The organism is Bacillus sp. GW823-FHT06B01 (assembly GCF_058952315.1).
Genome location: NZ_JBXAHR010000001.1, coordinates 514,728 through 534,173, shown reverse-complemented (window position 1 = coordinate 534,173; position 19,446 = coordinate 514,728). Strand labels below are relative to the sequence as shown.

The window sequence follows — 19,446 nt, the reverse complement described above, 5'->3', positions numbered from 1 at the left end:
GCGTGTTTTCAGGCAAAGAAGGAGGCAAAAGCCTCCTTCTTCTCCTAATCGAATTCTCATCCCATTCCTAAAGAAGACGACGCCACATCATAGTGGTCTTTCAAGTTCGAATCTCCTATTTAGAGTTAATATTTTACGTTTCCTTTCATCTTCAACTATTCTAATGTTCAATCATATTACGCATATTTTTAGATTTTCCATTTGTAGCTATATTAATCGAGACATTTAAATCTAATTCTTTATTTTGAAGGGATATCTCCCCCTCTTTTTTATATCGTTTCCATAATTCGGAATTCTGTCGATATAAGGAATGTGATAACTGATACGTGTCAATCCCTCTTTCGATTCCTTTGCGGTACGTTTTTTTAATTTCTTTTTCAACTTGGTCCTCTGCAATTTTTTTAATATCATTTACAGGCATAGAATTTATTAATTGAAAAATATCAGCATCGAAATGGATGTTCATAAGCATACGTAACTTTCCATTTTTAATAAAATGCTTTGTATCTATCTTTGGATTTTTTAATACTATATGTCCAATGATTTTCTTGTTAAATTTTAATAGTAATGGAGCTCGTTTGGTATTTTCATCCGTCCATCGAACCCCAGCAATATCATGGCTGTTTAAATGATTTATATAGGATTTATCGTTTATAAAACCATAACCACTAAATTTTAACATTGGAAATGATGTATGTCCTTTTTTCCAATATGTTTTAGTCGTAGCTAAGAATGGAATGCGAGTTGTCATCCCAGGTTCATAATAATTTCTTTGGAATTTATATAAAGGTAAAGGATCTATTATTGTATATTGCTTGGTTATCTCTTTTGGTAAATTAATGATTGTATATAATTGAGAAATATTTAATATATTATTGTTCGCTAATATATTTTCTAAAGGCTCCTTAGTTCCAAATATCCACATAGTATCTCGAAATTGAAAAAACCGAGAAAAAAAATCATTAAATTGATTTAAGTCACCATGTTTTAGAAATCTCTCTGTTACAACAATTGTTTTGAGATGCTCCCATGAGATTTCTTGTTGAGCACCCTTATAAAAATCAAATGCTGCCTCATCTAAAATGGGGCCTTTTCCCTTTCCGATATAGGCCTGGCTATAATTACGGGTAGTGCTCCCTTCTTGTTTAGCTATGTTAGAAAAATTAATAAATTGCGGACGGATGATATAGTTATTATCTTTAAAATCGATACCTAGACTATTTATATACAAAACGTGATGCAACTCTCTTTGATCCCAACACCCTGTTAGAAACGTACACATCATAAAAAGAAATATAACTATTCTTTTATTTTTCTTCATCGGTACTCTCTCTTTTCCTTGTATTATCTTGCGTATGCAATTCTTTAGGTCTTTTTTTCATATACGTGAAAGGAAGTCTAAATGTGGCTGCTAGCATACTTTTAAACACAGGGGGTGAATATGGTGTAAAGAATGGAACTCCAAAAGAGCGTATATTTACTACATGTATCACCATCACAAGGACACAAAAGATAAATCCTACTATGCCTAATAAAGAAGATACTAAGAATACTACATACCGCAATATACTTATTATTCCTGTTACTGACTGATTAGTTAATGCAAATGTCGAAACAACCGAGATTGCTATTATAATGACCATAGATGCTGAAACAATTCCTGCACTAATAGCAGCTTGTCCAATAATTAATCCCCCTACAACAGATAATGTTTGACCGAATACGGCAGGAACACGCAATCCTGCTTGTCTCAAAATTTCAAATAATGTCATCATAATTAGCCCCTCTAAAGGAGCTGGAAAAGGAATCCCTTCTCTTGATAAGCTTAATGTAGCTAGCAACGTATAGGGAATCTGATCTGGATGATATGTAATTAGTGCTATCCAAATTCCTGGAAGAAATATAGAAATTGCTATCCCCAAAAGACTTACAAGTCGTACAAAACTACCGAATATGTAGAAAAGATCTTGATCTTCAGATGTATTCACAAAAAAAGGAAATGTAACTGGTGCAATTGTCGCTGTTGGTGACCCTTCAACCAGTAAAATAAAACGCCCATATAGCAAACAATTCACAGCATAATCAGGGCGCCCTGTATATTCAACTAAAGGAAATACACTAAATTGATCGTTTGTGATTAACTCTTCAATTTGTGCACTTGAAACAACCCCATCTATTTTAATTTGTCTTAATTTTAATTGAACTTGATTAATGATATCTTGGGATGCGACATCTTTTAAATACAGGAGTGCTACTTTAGTTTGTGTTCTTTCTCCAATAATAAATTCTTCATAACTAAGAGAACTCGTTTTTAGTCTTTTTCTAATTAATCCTATATTTGTGTTTAACTCTTCAACAAATCCATCACGTCCACCACGAATGGTCATCTCTGTATTTGTTTGTTCAACCGATCTGGTAGGTATTTGGGCAATATCAACTATATATCCATGTTTAGATTCTTCAAAAATAATAAGGAGGTTACCTTCAAATATAATCTGAGAGATAGTTTCATTCGAATTTACCATATCTAATTTCTTTACTGATAACTGGGGAATTAATGTTGAGAGGTTAAACTCTTCTATTGAATTACTTGAAAGCTCTTTGCAAACATGGGATGATGTGGCTTGTTTTAATTTTGTATTGTCAATTAAGTTTTGACAATACATAAACAATACTGAATTCCTTTTTTCTGTCTCATCCAATTCACGCTTTATTACTTTTACATCGTTGCATCCTTCAAACCACTCTAGTATTATCTTCTCATTTATTTCTACTCGTTTGTTCATCTACGTTGTCTCCTTCAAACTCAGCAACCTTATATAAAATATATCCCCATACTCTTTTAAGAGCTTTTCTTAAATTTAGCAACCCATACAAACACTATTAGTAAGATAGAAAACAAAAATAGCCCTAAAGCTGAAACTGGTAAAATAATTTGAGATACAAACCAATAGAAACTAGAGTCACTGATGGGTAGTATACTTATTAATAAAATACATGAAAGTATTGCAAACATAATCCTATTTCTCGTTTTTCGATTTGTAATTGATAACAAATCCGGTATAAGAAAAACAACAAGTGATAGACGAATAAAGATCCCTACAAGCCACTGATACACAGAGAGAAAGTCTAAATTTTCAATATACCTTCCTATTGACACAAGTCTCCATTCTTCAAATGCTGGATATCGTTGGTTTGCTGCTACGAAAGGTCCAAATTCTATAATAGCTGCCATAACTGGACCTATTGTGATACCGATAATAACCATTCCCAAAGCGATCAGTTGATATAATTTGACTTTTGAACAAATGTGATGCTGTAAGAAAAGAATAAAAATTAACTCTAAAAATCCTGCTGCAGGATAAACCATTCCCTTAAATACTGGCTTCATTCCATTTTCCATCATTGGCTGAAGTAAAGAATAATCTTTATGTGGAACATTTGCAAACATTACAAAAAAACCAAGTAGGAATACAATAGGTAACAAAACACCTGTTGTAAGTGCAATAGATTGAATTCCTCTTGTAGCATTATAGAGACAAATCATTGAAAAAAGTATTCCTAATACAAAGTGAGGTGTTTCTGGTAAATAAAAAGAGAAAAAGGTTAATGTTTCTTTTAGTGCAACGACACCAATTGTTATTAAATAAATCACAACTATAAATATGATTGGATATACACTGAGTTTCCCAAAATTATTTTTTAACCACGAAAACAAGTGTTCATTTTTTATGTTTCTATATATGATGAATATTAATGAAATCCAAATCAAGTATATAATGCTTACTAATATGATAGAGATCCACGAATCTCTACCTGAGGTATCTAATAACATAGGAATCATAATGACATGATTAATTATCCCAATACTACCAATGAGTATCATAGAAACTTGAAATAAAGTAATTGTTTGCTTAGTCATACATACCACCATATTTTGTAATGAATAAATATTACATAGTATAACTGATACATTGCATCTTTATTCCAAATGGTTAGTGCTTAGATCCATGGCCAATTAAACGCTCTTATTTATAAAATCTATCACATGAGATGTAAGCTAGTTCCTTTTTACAGATAAATAATTAAACGGGACAGTATTTAGATCATACACCTAAATACTGTCCCGTTTTTTATATGCAATTCTTCAATGATATAGTAAACCGATCATAACAAAAAGAACCTGTAGAATATACTACAAGTTCTTTTTCAAAAATTGTTAAAAAGGGAATAACAAACTATCTTAACATTCAATACAGGGAGACCATTTTAATTATGGCTTGGTTATATTGTATATCAAATATAAATATTTGAAGAAACTAATTTCGAAAATTATGTGAATTGAAAAACTAGGGTGTTTATATTAAATTTCGTTTACTACCAACTTCTTCTTACTTAAATAGACTGCACGGTCTGATTTTTTAGCAACTTCCTGTGAGTGCGTCACAACAATAATACATTTATTTTCTTTATGTGCAAGTTCTTGAAACAGTTCTATTATATCCATTGCCGTTTCTTCGTCGAGGTTTCCTGTCGGCTCATCCGCAATCAGTAAATCAACATTACAAGATAACGCTCGAGCGATTGCAACACGCTGCTGTTGCCCGCCACTTAGTTGCAGAACATTTCGTTTCGCTTCTACTTCTGTAAGTCCTACTTTCTCTAATAATTCTAACGCCCTTACCGTTTTATTTTGCACTTTAACACCTGTAATTTCCATCGCTGTTAGGACATTTTGAAGAGCCGTCATATAAGTAATCAAATTATAAGATTGGAAAATTACAGATACATTTTGATTACGGTATCTATCCAAACCGATTTTTCGAATATCTTTGCCATTATACAGTACATAACCATTTTTAGGGACATCCAGTCCACAACCTAAGCTTAGAGTTGTAGTTTTACCAGATCCAGATGGTCCTAGAATCGTGTAGAAATGTCCTTTTTGAAAAGAAAAGTTGACATTGTCTAGTATTGCTACATTTTTCCCATTACTTTCATAATAATAATCCAAATTTTTAAATTGTAAAATCGTTTCCATATTAAGCCTCCTTATTCATCTTTTAAAAGAATTTGTTTTGGATTTAAACGTAGAATAGATAATGCCGGAAGAAGCGTTGCTATTATAGCAATAGCTAGTCCAATCCCCCCCATTTTTCCTACATCTTCACCTGTTACACTTACATTAATTTTATCAATTGGACCCTCTTTTTGATTTTGTACAGTTCCACCAGGTCCAGCTACCATTACAGTTCCATTTTGTGAGGTGTTTGTTTCTTCTCCTGCTGTAGCAATTTCACTCGAAAGTAAATTATTCCCTATGAATTGAGAAATTTTTGCTCCTGTTGTTATAGATAATCCAAATGCTAAAATAGCGATACATACTACTTCTACTACGAACTGCGCCATCAGTTTCCACTTTTTCTCTCCAATGGACAATAGAATCCCCATTTCCTTACGACGTGCTTTAATCGATAACATAATGATTAACCCTAAAATAATCGCACCTGCAATTGATACAATATAAATAATCATTTGAGAAGTAGATGAGATATTTTCGATAGGCCCAATCATTTGTTTGTACAACGAATCATGTGCATCTAATTTATAATAATTAAAATCAATATCAGATTTTTTTGCTTCTTCTTTAAATGCTTCAATGTTTTGTGGATCTTTCAAGAAATACACGACTTGAATGCTACTTATACCTTGATCTATTTCTAATTTTTTCATAGTTGAATGCGGCATATATAGTTTATTAGCTGGATCCATTATAGGAGGAGCTTGTTGCCCCATTGCTTGCTCATTCGTTTCGTAAATACCGATAATTTCAACCTCCAGGGTTTCCTTCTTATCCCCTGATTGCACTTTAACTTTGTCTCCTACTTTCAAGTTGTTTAATTCCGCTAATCGTTTTTCCATTAAAGCTACATTCTGATCTTTCATCTGTTCTGTAATTGGTTTCCCATCAATGATTTTACTTTTTCCATTCTTAAAGCTTTCTTGTAATGCAGTTTTGCGAACTCCCTCAATCATAAAAGAAGAATTCATATCTATTTCTGTACCGGAGCCTGAACCGCCTCGTACAGCTGCCATTCCCGCCTTACCTTTTCCTTCTTCTTCTCCTTCTGAAGCTCCTACTAGTTTAAGTCCGTCAGAAATTCCGAAAGTGCTTGTTATGTAATTATAGTCTTTTACATACTTTGACTTCGCTAATTGATCTGCTTCTTTTGTATTAAGCTTCGGTGGATTAGGCATCTCTCCAGTTTCCCTAGCTTGTTGACCTAATTTGTCAAAATCAAGACTTAAAGTAACATCTGCACCGAGTTTTTTTCTTGCTGCATCAGCAGCTTTTTTTGATGCATTTTGGATTGTGAATCCTGCCAACACCAAATTTGTAACAATTAGGAAAACCGCCATCAAAATTAATGATGTTCCTACTCTTTTTTTCATACTGAGAATTGCTCGTTTCATAAAGTTCATTTTTTCTTACCTCCTTGATAACTTGTATTCTATATAGGTTATCTAGAGTCTATATGGAGCTAATCGGTAGTTTATCTAGAGATATAAGGAGTTTATGTGTAGTTATTCATTGACCTGGTCAAGAAAGACCGGAACACATATTCAAAAACGTAATCGTTTTTGAATATTGGCAAGGAAGTTATGGCTTTAGATAGCATTGAATGAGAGCATACAAATCCATGCTTATTACGTAATTTCTATACAACAAATAAAAACCACCCTATTTGAATGGTTCTATGTGTGCTTGTTAAATATGAAAATTCATTAAAGAATATGGAGTTTTTTTGAAGTTGGTCGGATTTTCTAATAATAATATTGTGTTAAAAAGCCTAAATTATAATTTTATAAGTTAGGCTTTTATGCTATCTATAAGAAAAAGTTATAGAGACTCATAATATTTTATAATTTAACCTATTGTATTTAAACAAGTAAAATAAAAGTAACAAGTGCATACATTAAGGAGGTTTTTTGATAGTGACAGAAACTATAACATTTAGGATTGCAACGGCAGATGATTTAGATGAAATTGTAAAAATGCTTGCTGATGATGTTTTAGGAAATAAAAGAGAGCGCTATGAAACACCACTCCCTGATAGTTATATAAGAGCATTTTATGCTATTGATTGTGATCCAAATAACGAGTTGATTGTAGCGTGTGATGGGACGGAGATTGTCGGTATTCAACAAATTACATTTACGCCTTACATTGTACGTCAAGGGGGGTGGAGAGCTACAATTGAGGGTGTACGGACAGCCTCATCAAAACGTGGTAAAGGTATAGGAAGTAAACTTATTAAATGGGCTATTCAACGTGCTAAATTACGGGGATGTCATTTAGTACAGTTAACAACAGATAAAGAACGACAAGAAGCTTTACATTTTTATAAGAAATTAGGTTTTAAAGATTCTCATGAAGGATTAAAACTCTTTCTCTAATGAATATAGCTATTTATATACCAAAAAGACGTATATTGTAAGGTTAATTAACTATAGGCTTCGAAAATTATGATAACTATCACTGTATTAAATATACAAATTGACACATTGTCTTTCATATAAATTACGTCACTTCAAAAGGTGTACCTTTTAATACAAAAATAAGCAAGTTAATGTTCTCTTTTATGAATGAGAATATTAACTTGCTTTTTAGGTTTTTGTAAAAGATATTTATAGTTTTATTTTATTGATAGCTTTATAATATAATATACAAATTTCCCACCTGTTTTATAATTCAAGCATCTACTATTAGGAAAAGAGAATATTTTACAATTAATTTACAGCATAAATTTTGTCCATCTTTTAGACGATATGTATTTTGGAGGAGGTTAATTTGATTTTTTCAAAACTCATTGATCGATACGCCTTGTATGATTTGCACAAAAAAAGAAGTGTAAAGTTTCAGTATACTTCTCTTTCTAACACCTCACTATATATAAAGGACATAGAATTTTTTTATAAAGTAAAACCATCTCATATTCATTTTAACATTAAGCATTTAAAACAGGAAAAGGACTACATGGTTGGACAATTCAAATATAAAAGCTCGGTTCAATCTGGTGATTCACGCAACGATTCTGTCACTGGAGAATTATTTTTACATAAAAATGAAGATGCACCTCATGTCATCTTTGTTCACGGTTGGAGAATGGATTCTAACGAACGTGTAAAAAAAATATTCCACGATCATATGACCAACTTAAAGTGGAATATGTATTATTTCACTTTACCATATCATTTTGACAGAAAACCGAACCAATCCCTATACAGTGGAGAGTACATGGTAAGTGCCAATGTTGAACGAACTGTAGAAGCAACTAAACAAGCGGTAGCTGATTTACGAACTTTGATCAAATGGATTAAAGCAAATAAAAATGGTCCCTTGATTTTAATAGGAATCAGTTTAGGTGGAGTTATTACTAACTTAACATCTCTTGTTGAACCAGAAATTGATGTGTTAGCATCCATTTTCTACGCGAATCGACTCTCTTATTCAATTTGGAAGACAAATCCAGGTAAATTTATTAGAGAAGACTTGGAACATCATGGTGTTACTTATGATGATTTAATAGCTTATTGGAAAATCACTGAACCGAGTCAAGCATTACCAAAAGTAAAAAAAGAAAATATTTTATTAATTTCGGGCAAGCATGATCTTTATGTGCATTCTGAGGATACGGACTATTTGTGGGAATCCTGGGAAAGACCTACGCGATATATTTATACATGTGGGCATGCCGGGATTGTCCTTAAACGTAAAAAAATTGCAACTGATACTATCCATTTTATTCAGAATCGATTGAACTCCCAAATCTTCCCCAATGATATGCCTTAAATTGTGAGATTACTAAGTAGGGGGTAGTACCAACATTCGTACGCTAAGATTCTTTCAACATAAAGATTGTTGATAACTTGTACGTGTCAGTAATGTTGGTGTTACTTTAAATACAAAGAGCATGTTTTAAAAAATGATAATAACATGCTCTAAACTTCTCTATTTATTTTAATTTCTTAAAGATGTCTACAGGTAATATTGAAACATCTCATGTATTAAAAAGTGTTTCCTGCAGTGCTTTTATGTATCGATCTGCTGACTTCTGAACAGCAAGGTCCGCATGCTTTGACACGACTCGATGAAAAGCATTATAAATACGGTTGAATGGTAGCCCTTTTACTTTATCCATCATCTCTCTTACTTTACTAGCAGGAAGTAGAATCAGATTTGGATAACTGTAATACCTTTTTTATGATTTCCACCTTTCCAGTGTAAAACAGTTCCTCCTTTAAAATGACCTCCAATACGATTTAAAGAATGCCATTTGTTAATTCAAAAGACTCGCCCGACCAAAAAATTATTTTGTTACTTGGACGTACTACCCATTCTTTTTCGTCTTCGTGGATGTAAATAGGTGCATTGAATGTATCGACCCATTCAACTTGTGTAGAATAATAATAAGGATGAGAAAGGGCTATACTCAAAATCCCTTTGATTTGTTTTTGGATGGTAAAACATGTTTCTCTACTCTTTCATATAGAGTAAGCAATTGCTTGATAAAAGAAAATTTCGGTACTAACCAATACGAAAATAACGCTGCAATACATCCTATTAAAGCCCCTATTGCAACATCAAAAGGATAATGAACCCCTACCCAAATACGAGAGATTGTTACACTAAATGCAAGTATAAGCCATAACCATCCAGATTTTTTACGAACAAGCCAAAACGAAAAACAAATTGAAAAAAAGAGAATCGTATGGTCACTAGGAAATGAATTATCTACAGTATGGTCGACAAGTTTATTCACATCCGGCAATACTGCAAACGGTTGATAATTCAAATGAAATTTCCCTGCTATTTTTCCAATGATTTCAGCAATTACAAAAGCAACCATCGCTTGCATAACCATCATTCTACTTTTTCTGGACCCGGTAAACCAATAAGCTAAAATAATTAAAGCAAAAATATATACCATATATTCTGCCAAAAATACCATGGTTGAGTTTAGGAATGAATATTGTTTACCTAAATCATTAATTGCTCGAAAAATATCAATATTGAATTGAGAAAAAGACATTTCAAATCCCTCCTTTTTAGTAAGGTGTTTTACTGATTGCCATACACCTTCATTACATAAATAGCTTTGGTTATTGTACTCATCTAAAAATATCAACCTCTCATGAAATCGCTTTCTTCTTTTTCACTTTAATAAAAAAAGAAAAAGGAAAACATCGAACTTTCTTACAAACATTCATGCATTCTTACAGTTTTGTCATTTTCTTGTCACTTTGTACATAGGTTCATCGTCTTGCCTTTAGCTATTTTCAAAACCTCTTATATCTACAATCATGTAAACGCTAATTACACATAAAAAAGAGAAGAACCTTGGTGAGTTCTTCTCTTTTTGTTTATTAAATTGTAATAAAATTACAGTACGTGAAATTATACTACTTTAACTTTAAAAGCGAAGTGAAAACAATTTTCACTTCACTTTTAAAGTTATTTAATCGGTGTCTCTGTTTTTAAAACTAATGAACTTAACGCAGGAACTTTAATTTTATTGTCATGGACAACATACAGTGGTTTACTTCCCGACTGTTTCCCATCTACTAGTACCTTCCAAGGACCTTTCGATGGAAGTGTTATTTCAACCGCTTCTCTATTTGCATTGTGAACCACCGTAAAGTATTCGTTTTTATTCCCCTCTATTGTATAAGCTATAGTATTTTTCGGGGCATCAATAAATAATACATGTGTTTTTATTTGCTCTGCGGTTGTCATTCGAAAAGCTGCGTACTTCTTCCGTAAATCTATTAAACCCTTCATATATTCTACCTCATTATTAAATGCTGCACGGCGCAACCAGTCTATTTGGTTAATTGAATCAGGAGATTTGTAACTGTTATGATCACCATATTTCGTGCGCATAAACTCTTGTCCTGCATGTAAGAATGGAATGCCTTGTGATGTTAATAAAATTGAAGAAGACAATTTGTGCATTTGTTTTCGCACTTCTTCACTGTCACCTGGATTAGTTAACTCAAGTTTGTCCCATAATGTATGATTATCATGCGCTTCCACATAAGTTAGCACCTGCTCCGGATCTTTATACGTAGACGAATTTGTATCGTAGTCAATGCCTGCTGTAATCCCTTTTTTAATACGGTCTTCCATGTTTTCCTTCCCATTTACAAAGCCATTTTCTTTCTCCTCAAATACACTACCTTTCAATCCATCTCGTATATTATCGTTAAAATGAGCAATCCCTTTCATTTTCTCTGCATTTTTTTGATTTGCTTTCAATTCAGCAGCAAGAGGTGTATTTAAATCCCAACCTTCCCCATGCAGTATAATAGAAGGGTCAATTTGATTAACAGCTTTACGTATTTCATTCATCGTTTCATAATCATGAATACCCATTAAATCAAAACGGAATCCGTCTAAATTGTATTCTTTTGCCCAGTATGTGACCGAATCCACCATAAATTTTCTCATCATTTTTCGCTCTGAAGCTGTATCATTTCCTACTCCGGTTCCATTTGCAAATGTTCCGTCTTCATTGTAACGATAATAATAACCTGGAACTAACTTATGAAAATTAGATTCAGCAGCGTTATACATATGGTTATATACTACATCCATTACAACACGAAGATTATTATCATGCAGTGTTTGAATCATTTGCTTTAATTCGGTTATTCTAACAGTTGGTTCATATGGATTTGTAGAATAGGATCCCTCTGGAACGTTGAAGTTTTTCGGGTCATATCCCCAGTTATATTGTGGTTCGTTTAAATTCTCTTCATTTACTGATGCATAATCAAATATCGGTAAAAGCTGCACGTGCGTAACACCAAGATCTTTCATATGATCAAGTCCTGTTTTCACATCTTTAGGCCCTCTTGTTCCTTTTTCAGTTACACCTAAATATTTTCCTTTATGTTTTATACCACTTTCGGGCTGAATAGAAAGATCACGTACATGCAATTCATAAATAATTGCATCTTCCGGATTTTTAAATTTTGGCTTTTTGTTTGTCTTCCATTTTTTCGGATTTGTTTCTTCTAAATCAACAACTGCACCTTTATCTCCATTTACAGAAGCAGCACGCGCATACGGATCAACTGCCTCAGTCCACTTATCCCCAATTCTCACCTTATACGTATAAAAGAGACCTTTTTGGTTCCCTTTAAGTTCTGCTTTCCAAGTGCCCTTTTCACTTTGTTGCATGTTTATTTCAGTACCTATTTTATCGTTCCATTTTTTATATGTAACTAACTTCGCTTCACTCGCAGTAGGAGCCCATACACGGAACTTAGTGTGTTGTGGCGTATATATATTACCTAAATCGTTACCACCATAATAAAATGAATGATCAAATTCCTCACTACGAATGACTTTACCGATTTCGGTAAACATATCAGCTACGTTTTCGATTTTAACTTTGTATGATTGTTTTAAATCAATTTTCTGCTCTGTAATTATTTTAACCTTATTAGTAACATTTCCACTGTTTATATCATAAGGACTAATATCCTTAATTTTAATGCCTTCAATTTCAATATTCCGTTCCTTAATATGAAACGGGACATTAGTCGTTACAGTAATTTCATTGAAACTATCAATAGTTGCTTTTTGAATTGATAGATCCGAAGATGGCTTAGAGTTATATACTTTATCATCACCAGAAAGAATCCATACTTCAGCACGACCATCCTTTATATTTTCAACCCAACGATCGCCACCATCTTTTTCCCACTCATTCGTACGAATGATAAATCCTACACGATTATAGTCACCATCTATATTAATCTTAGCGTACTTTCCAAATTCATCTTCACCAGTAAATTCATATGATTTACCATTCGCATTTTCTCCCCATAACCAAAGGTTCCAATCCTTTGTATTTCCAGACTGTTCTTTGTAATGAATGATAACTTCAGTTGTCTTCGAATTTGAAACTGCCTTTACACTTTGAAAAGAGAAAACAGATGATAACATAACGATTATAGTAAGTAATAAAACTGATTTGTTAATTAATCTTTTTATCATTTGCACCACATACACCCTTTCTTTAAATAGTACGTACAATTTATTATGCTCGTACTAAATTACACTACTTAAATTAATCTAGAACTCTCTTTTAATTCACCCCCATATTGGCTATTTTCACATATGTATTTCAATGATCTTTCAATAAGAAAACGTTTGCATTAATGTTTAAAAAAATAGATTTATTTATGTCTTCATATGTTTGTAAATACTAAAAGATCAAGGAAATCATTTTAAAGCAATCGTTTGTTATCGCTTTCATTTTATAGCACTTTCTATTAAGAGGTCAATATATTATTAATTTTCTGTTTTTATACACTTTAATCCTTATATATGTGTCGTAACTTCATAAAGATGGACAACCTAATTATTGCTTATTAAGTGTATTTTCAATCATACATTGCTGTATAAAAAAACAGCTACTATCTTTAAAATGACAGTAGCTATTTTTCATAATGTAATAATATATGAATGAAAACTATATTTCTAACTTACTTAATTTTTGCTGCATCAAATGCCTTTTGAACTGCTTGAACTTCAGCAGTATTTGCTCCATATTTATTCGTTGCAACTCGAATACATGCTGATCTCAACTCTTTGAAATTAGAAGTCATGTTTAACTCATCTGTATTTGCATAATAAAAGATATCAAACATTTTATCTTCACCAATCCCTTTAACAGTTACACCGTTATGAGTTCCACCTTTTGCAATGAGATACGCAACTTTATTAATAATACTTGAATTAAAATGAACGCCACCTTGATCCCATCCATTAAAATCGTTAAATTCACTGTAATCATCTGGATAAGGTACTCCAAGTGAAGATGGAACAGAAGCCGGGTTTTCCATATCACGGAAAACAGATCCAGTTTGTTCTCCCATCGTCCAGTTAAAGCTTCCATTATTTACGTATTTCTCAATAGATGTTCCCATAATATCAGATAGCGCCTCATTAATCGCACCAGATTCACCGTAGTATTCAAGATTAGATTCGCTAGAAGTAACAGCATGTGTAAATTCATGGCCAGCTACGTCATATGCTTTGACGATAGGATCTCCATATACAAGCATACTTCCATTATTCGCACTTAAAGCATTCTGCCAATTTTTCGGATCATTCGTATCTCCGGAATCCCAAGCGTGTACAACTGAAACTACCTTTTGTCCCTTATTATCAAAGCTATTACGCTTGTATTTATCTTTATAAAAATCAAATACTTTTGTTGCTAAGTAATGAGCACTTACTGCTTTTGGATCGTTAAATGTTGTCGAAGCACTAGTTGCTAATGTACCAGGATAATAGCTTTCTTCTTTAGTAATGTCTCTATAATTCACATCATATGTTTCGATTCCTTGCCCTCTTGTATAATCAGCAAGAGCATATTTGCCATTACTTTGTTGAGAGATTCCAAATGTACGTGATATACCTAAATCATCTTTTCCTGTTCCAGTTAATGATGTAAGATTGCTTTTTTTACTTTTCTTTAATGCTCCAACTAGTTTTTCACTTGCTTTTAAGTTAGATTCTTGTACCATATTTTTTAACATATCACCATTTTGTGCATTTACTAAATAAGTTCCGGAAACATATTTTGGTGTTGCAGCTTCAAATGTAACCTGGTATGCATTGCTAGCTTGTCCATTATTTTCATCAACAAAAATAACTTCTTTAACTTCTGGCTCAGAAATAAAATTGATATCGTTCCCGTACTTCGTATAAATATATTGTTTTGCTTCATCTTTTGATAGATTAATAGGTTTTTTCAATTCTTCTTGTTTTAAATTTTGCGCGCTATCGCCTGAAACACTTTTAATAACACCGTTATTATCTACGTGTGCAGTTAATTGATGGCCATATACTTCTTTTCCTTCGTATGTTTGCTGTATACGTACAAGTGTAGTTCCATCATATGAACCACGTTTTTGAAGAACTTTATAATCTACTCCTGTTTCTCCATTGACTTGCTTTGGAGAAAGAGCTTGTTCTGTTTTCTCCTTAAGAGCATCTTTTACTACATTTTCTGGTGCCTTTTGTGACGGTTGTGTAAGTTCACCTGAACGGAACGATTCTTCCTGAATTTGAACTTGTAGTTGGTCTGTTTCCTCTGCATAACCTACTCCGTATGGTGCTACAGCTGTTAAAGCTAAGCCTGTTGTTAATGCTACCTTAGTTAATGTCTTTTTGTTTTTCATTTTTTCACCTCGTATAATTTTTGAAATAGAAAGCTTGTACAAAGTATACTGTCTATTCCTGTCGGAAAAAAGAGAAAATACACAATTTATGTAACATTATGCAAAATTACATATATGTGGTCGATGATATAAATAAAGAACGACACATATATGTATATTAATTTCAATAAAACAGAGCTCTTTTAGGCGCTCATCCAATTGGTTAGTTGTTAATTATCTATATTCATTCTAATCAAAGTACCCTTACATCTAAATAACAACATAAAAACCCACTCTTTACTATTTTAAGAGTAGGTTTAATGCTATTAAAATAACAATTATTATAGGACATCTTATAATTTATATTACTTATTTAAACTTATATTTCGGACATGAAGTTGATTTAGGATAAAGATGGATCAAATAAATACTAATGACCTTGATAAACAAGAAAAAGAAAGTGCGTGTATTGTTTTATGATATATAGTATATAAATACTTTAGTGAGGCAGCGCATCTACAATTTAGATTTTTTAATATAATGTTGTTATGTATATAGCTGCATGGATTGTAACATCATGAGATAGCTGAAGTCTCATATGAGTTTCAGGCTTTTTTATTTTGTCAAAAATATCTTTAATTTGTCTCCCATTTAAATATAGTAAAGGACACATCTATTGCATGTTATTAGCTCAAGGTATGTTCTTTTAAAGCATATTATAAATATGCATAGTAAGAAATAAAACCAAAATTATTCAAATAAAAAATCCCCCGGATTTGTTTAATGATCCAGGGGATTTTTTATCGTTGATTCTTTATATTTCCATACCAATCACAAACTTTTTTTAGGATAATGGTATGTCCAAGTTTAATAGTTTTTTGCACGAAAGCTATCTATTTTATATTTATTTAATTATCCTACTAAGTTTTTTGTAAAATTCACCTTTTCTTTTTACATGATTAAACTGATTTGGATTAATATTAGCTTTTTGTGAGAGTGCTACAATCTCTTCTTTTGTAATTGAATCTTTAGTATTTATAGATGCTATATTTGTATATTTTCCATCTTCAGTTTTTGGAATTTCTAAAATCCCTTTATTTACAAGATCAACTACAGCCTTATGCTCTGAAGAATGTGTATTCACGCCAGTAATTTTCCAATTATGCATAACTTTTGGCGTATATACACCGTTCTTTACCTCTTTTAAATATGTAATAGCAAGGTTACGAATGGTTCCACCTGTTTCTCCGAATGCATTCTCTTGTTTAGATGACCAAGTTTGTTCAAATTTCCGTCCCTCTAAAGCTCCCCCTTTTGCCTGAAGAGCCTCCATTCTATACGCATTCATTCCTAGCGTCATAACATCACTCATTTTGATTGGTTTATTTGTACGAATAGAGCGTAAATTTGTAATTCTACTACCATATGGTTTTGTTAAGTCAATTTCATATTTTACGCCTCCAAAGAAATCATTCGTACTGTATTTAGAAGCACGACGGGTTTTATCAAAGCTAACTGTTACATCTCCGGCACGAGATGAGTTAAAGTACCCTGCCGCCCATTCCATATAGTCTTTTAAGTCTTTCCCAGTTACCTTATATACCGTAATTTCTCCCAAAGCATATTGATAATTATACGCAATATCTTTTTTCTTAATAGGACCTACATCCAAACGGGCATTATCGTTATCAATTTGATGGGCTACTACATCTGCTTTGCTGTAGTAGAGCATGACTTCATGAAAGAAATCCGATAAAGGTGTCTCTTGAATCTGCACACTTGGAATACCTTTTATTTCATTTTCAGGAACAAGGTTTCTACCCTTTAATTGAGCGACTACAACATTTGCATCTCCCCTCGCATACTCGTGAAAAGGTGTCAATGTGTCTTCAAGTGTAGGATCAGATACTATTGTTGTTCCATCAGTATTTTTTACAGGTATAGCTGTAGCAGTTTTATCTTTTAAAACCAGCTTTCCATCTTGCTTTGTAAAAGTAAGGTCAATACGTGAGATATGTGTTCCATATTTATCTGGTTCTGTAATAATAACGCCATTTACAACTTCTTTTTTAACAAGTTTATGCATATGAGCTGCAAAAATAGCACTTAGTTCCGGACAAGCATTCGCAATATCTTGAACACCAGTACCAGGGATTCCATTCTCATTTTCTAGTCCCATATGCATAACGCCTACCATTACATCTACTTTACCTTCTAATTCTTTAATTGCCTTTTTTGTCTCTTCTACTGGATTTTTCACAACTAAACCATCCAAATGATCTGTCCCTTTTTCAAAATCACTAATCATTGGTGTATTCATACCAATAATCCCGACTTTAATTCCACCTTTTTCAACAATTGTATATGCAGGAAGAAAACGCTCTCCATTTTCCTTATAAATATTTCCTGCTAGTGTCTTGCCCTTATATTGCTCACTAACTTTTTTCAATGTATCTAATCCAAAGTTAAATTCATGATTTCCAAATGCCCAGGCGTCATATTCCATTGCATTCATCGCTACCATCATTGGCGATTGTGGCTGATCATTGAATAACTCTACTGAATTTCCTTGAATTGTATCCCCGGCATCTACTAATATGGTATTGGGATTTTCTTGACGCACCTTCTTTATAACCGTATAAAGCTGCGTTAAACTTCCACTCGTATTTGCACCATCAAGCGCATAATCCCAAGGCATAAATCTACCATGAATATCGGCAGTACCTAACAGTGTAATATTAACATCAGATTCCTCAGCTTTTGAGATAGATGGTTTGACTGTTACTGCTGTTCCAAGAAGTATAAAAATAACAAAATAACATAAATAGTTCTTCCATTTCATTTTTTGCATAATAACAATATTTCTCCCCTTTTTGTACTTTCATAAAGTTGCTTGAACTTTAAAAATGTAACTTATTATTCGGAAAACTTCAACTGCAAAAGAAAATTTTGGAGATGGTTCTGCTGTGAAAATATAGAGAATAAAATGCATATACCCCCTAGCAGAATAGTATTTACTTCTTCCTCCAACGTGTGAAGAGCGCTAAACCAACGGTAGATGTATATGTACTGTCAAAATTATGGACATATAACTCATTTCCGGAAATCATTATAACTTAAAGATATAGTGTGTAATGCTGATTACATTTTCGGATTTCATTGCTAATTTATTTCCTTCTAAACGAAAATGCTGAGATCACTTCCAAAAATAATAACCCCGTTCTTCATTTAAGACGGGGTTCCACTTATACAACAATTCGGATTCAGTTTTTTTTCGAATATTCGTTTCCTATTCAAGAGTAAGATCTGCTAGTTTCGTATTTTCTTCTGCTTATCAGGACTTATATTTTATCACTCGAACCCTTGATGCTTTCCTAAATCGCTCAATAAATAGATAATAATTTTTACTTTTCAACTTCACAAAGCAATTTTACCTCTTTGATTTGTTCTATATGACGTTGTTCATGCAAATAGATTAATTCTATCCACTGATCAAGAAGTAATTCTCCAAGAGCTGGATGCATCACTGATTTTTTTGCCAATTTAGATTCATCTTCTATTGTACTCAGAAAACGCATCAATGCTTTTCTAGAGTCGGTTAACAAATCAACCATTTGCAGCACTTCAAATGGTTCTATACTTGGTTCAATCATTTCTGGTGCTATAAATTTTATTGATCTATCTAATACAATAGTATGAATTTCTTTACGCTCATTTTGGAAACTATCCATCTTTTTTAATCCTGACAAAATAACCGTTATAACTCTCTCATCTAATAAAACTAAGTGATGACAAACTTGTGCTATACTCCATTTATCCTTATCTGGTTTTCTATTAAATTGAGTATCACTTAACAAAGTAATTTCCTCAAATAATTGATTTCTCGTTTCATAAAACTTGTCCTTTACAAATGTATTCATGTGAATTCTCCTTTCATTAGAACCTATATACTTAGATTCCTGCGTTAGAAATATTCTCTATAGAAGAAAGATTTTCCTTCACTACTGTTTCTCTAATTCACGACTAAATATATGAGTTTTCTCAACATCCTTGAAGATTTCCTTGAAGTTATCATGTGCTGCAGTTACACCATAATACTTTCCACCGAATCCTTTCAATACAACTACATAAAACGTTCCTAATTATCAATCTAGCATTAAATAAATGTAAAAAATGCCCCTATTCATTCATTTTTCATGCGTA

Annotated in this window: 12 protein-coding genes and 1 pseudogene; 2 read left to right on the top strand and 11 right to left on the bottom strand. The window is 32.6% G+C overall.

Translation table 11 applies throughout. The features are described 5' to 3' along the window. Positions 1-160 precede the first annotated feature (160 nt). The 5 genes from gerXC to AC1Q8N_RS02835 form a co-directional block, all read right to left on the bottom strand. On the bottom strand, positions 161-1,321 hold the full coding sequence (gene gerXC / locus AC1Q8N_RS02855) for a spore germination protein GerXC (protein ID WP_098077452.1): 1,161 nt from the start codon (positions 1,319-1,321) through the stop codon (positions 161-163). Further along, positions 1,308-2,786, bottom strand: a complete 1,479-nt coding sequence (gene gerXA / locus AC1Q8N_RS02850; protein ID WP_098077454.1) for a spore germination protein GerXA — start codon at positions 2,784-2,786, stop codon at positions 1,308-1,310. The genes gerXC and gerXA overlap by 14 nt, the downstream gene beginning before the upstream one ends. A gap of 56 nt (positions 2,787-2,842) precedes the next feature. After that, positions 2,843-3,922: a spore germination protein GerXB gene (gene gerXB / locus AC1Q8N_RS02845; RefSeq protein ID WP_098642428.1), complete on the bottom strand. Its 1,080-nt coding sequence runs from the start codon at positions 3,920-3,922 to the stop codon at positions 2,843-2,845. A 441-nt stretch (positions 3,923-4,363) separates the two neighbouring features. Further along, positions 4,364-5,041 (bottom strand): ABC transporter ATP-binding protein, encoded by a 678-nt coding sequence (locus AC1Q8N_RS02840; RefSeq protein WP_098077460.1) that lies wholly within the window; start codon positions 5,039-5,041, stop codon positions 4,364-4,366. An 11-nt stretch (positions 5,042-5,052) separates the two neighbouring features. Further along, positions 5,053-6,483, bottom strand: coding sequence for an ABC transporter permease (locus AC1Q8N_RS02835; RefSeq protein WP_098077463.1), 1,431 nt, complete (start codon positions 6,481-6,483; stop codon positions 5,053-5,055). Positions 6,484-6,996: 513 nt separating this feature from the next. Between AC1Q8N_RS02835 and AC1Q8N_RS02830 the strand changes: the two genes are divergently transcribed. Both AC1Q8N_RS02830 and AC1Q8N_RS02825 read left to right on the top strand, forming a co-directional pair. Then, positions 6,997-7,458, top strand: a complete 462-nt coding sequence (locus AC1Q8N_RS02830; RefSeq protein WP_098047670.1) for a GNAT family N-acetyltransferase — start codon at positions 6,997-6,999, stop codon at positions 7,456-7,458. Positions 7,459-7,852: 394 nt separating this feature from the next. After that, on the top strand, positions 7,853-8,854 hold the full coding sequence (locus AC1Q8N_RS02825) for an alpha/beta hydrolase (RefSeq protein ID WP_098047671.1): 1,002 nt from the start codon (positions 7,853-7,855) through the stop codon (positions 8,852-8,854). Positions 8,855-9,062: 208 nt separating this feature from the next. Here AC1Q8N_RS02825 and AC1Q8N_RS02820 read toward each other — a convergent pair. From AC1Q8N_RS02820 to AC1Q8N_RS02795, 6 genes and pseudogenes are all read right to left on the bottom strand, one after another. Then, positions 9,063-9,525 (bottom strand): annotated as a pseudogene (locus tag AC1Q8N_RS02820) (MBL fold metallo-hydrolase); the annotation flags it as partial. Next, positions 9,495-10,094: an undecaprenyl-diphosphatase gene (locus AC1Q8N_RS02815; protein ID WP_098681650.1), complete on the bottom strand. Its 600-nt coding sequence runs from the start codon at positions 10,092-10,094 to the stop codon at positions 9,495-9,497. The pseudogene AC1Q8N_RS02820 and the gene AC1Q8N_RS02815, both read right to left, overlap by 31 nt. A 422-nt stretch (positions 10,095-10,516) precedes the next feature. Then, positions 10,517-13,075 (bottom strand): type I pullulanase, encoded by a 2,559-nt coding sequence (pulA, locus tag AC1Q8N_RS02810; RefSeq protein WP_493521056.1) that lies wholly within the window; start codon positions 13,073-13,075, stop codon positions 10,517-10,519. Positions 13,076-13,560: 485 nt separating this feature from the next. Continuing rightward, positions 13,561-15,264: a M4 family metallopeptidase gene (locus tag AC1Q8N_RS02805; RefSeq protein ID WP_098077474.1), complete on the bottom strand. Its 1,704-nt coding sequence runs from the start codon at positions 15,262-15,264 to the stop codon at positions 13,561-13,563. An 883-nt stretch (positions 15,265-16,147) separates the two neighbouring features. Further along, the gene (locus AC1Q8N_RS02800; RefSeq protein WP_098077477.1) at positions 16,148-18,094 is read right to left on the bottom strand and encodes a bifunctional metallophosphatase/5'-nucleotidase; all 1,947 of its coding nucleotides are present in this window, start codon (positions 18,092-18,094) and stop codon (positions 16,148-16,150) included. 553 nt (positions 18,095-18,647) lie between these two features. Next, a complete protein-coding gene (locus AC1Q8N_RS02795) occupies positions 18,648-19,163 on the bottom strand; it encodes a DinB family protein (RefSeq protein ID WP_060486760.1) in 516 nt (171 codons plus the stop codon). Positions 19,164-19,446: the final 283 nt, after the last annotated feature.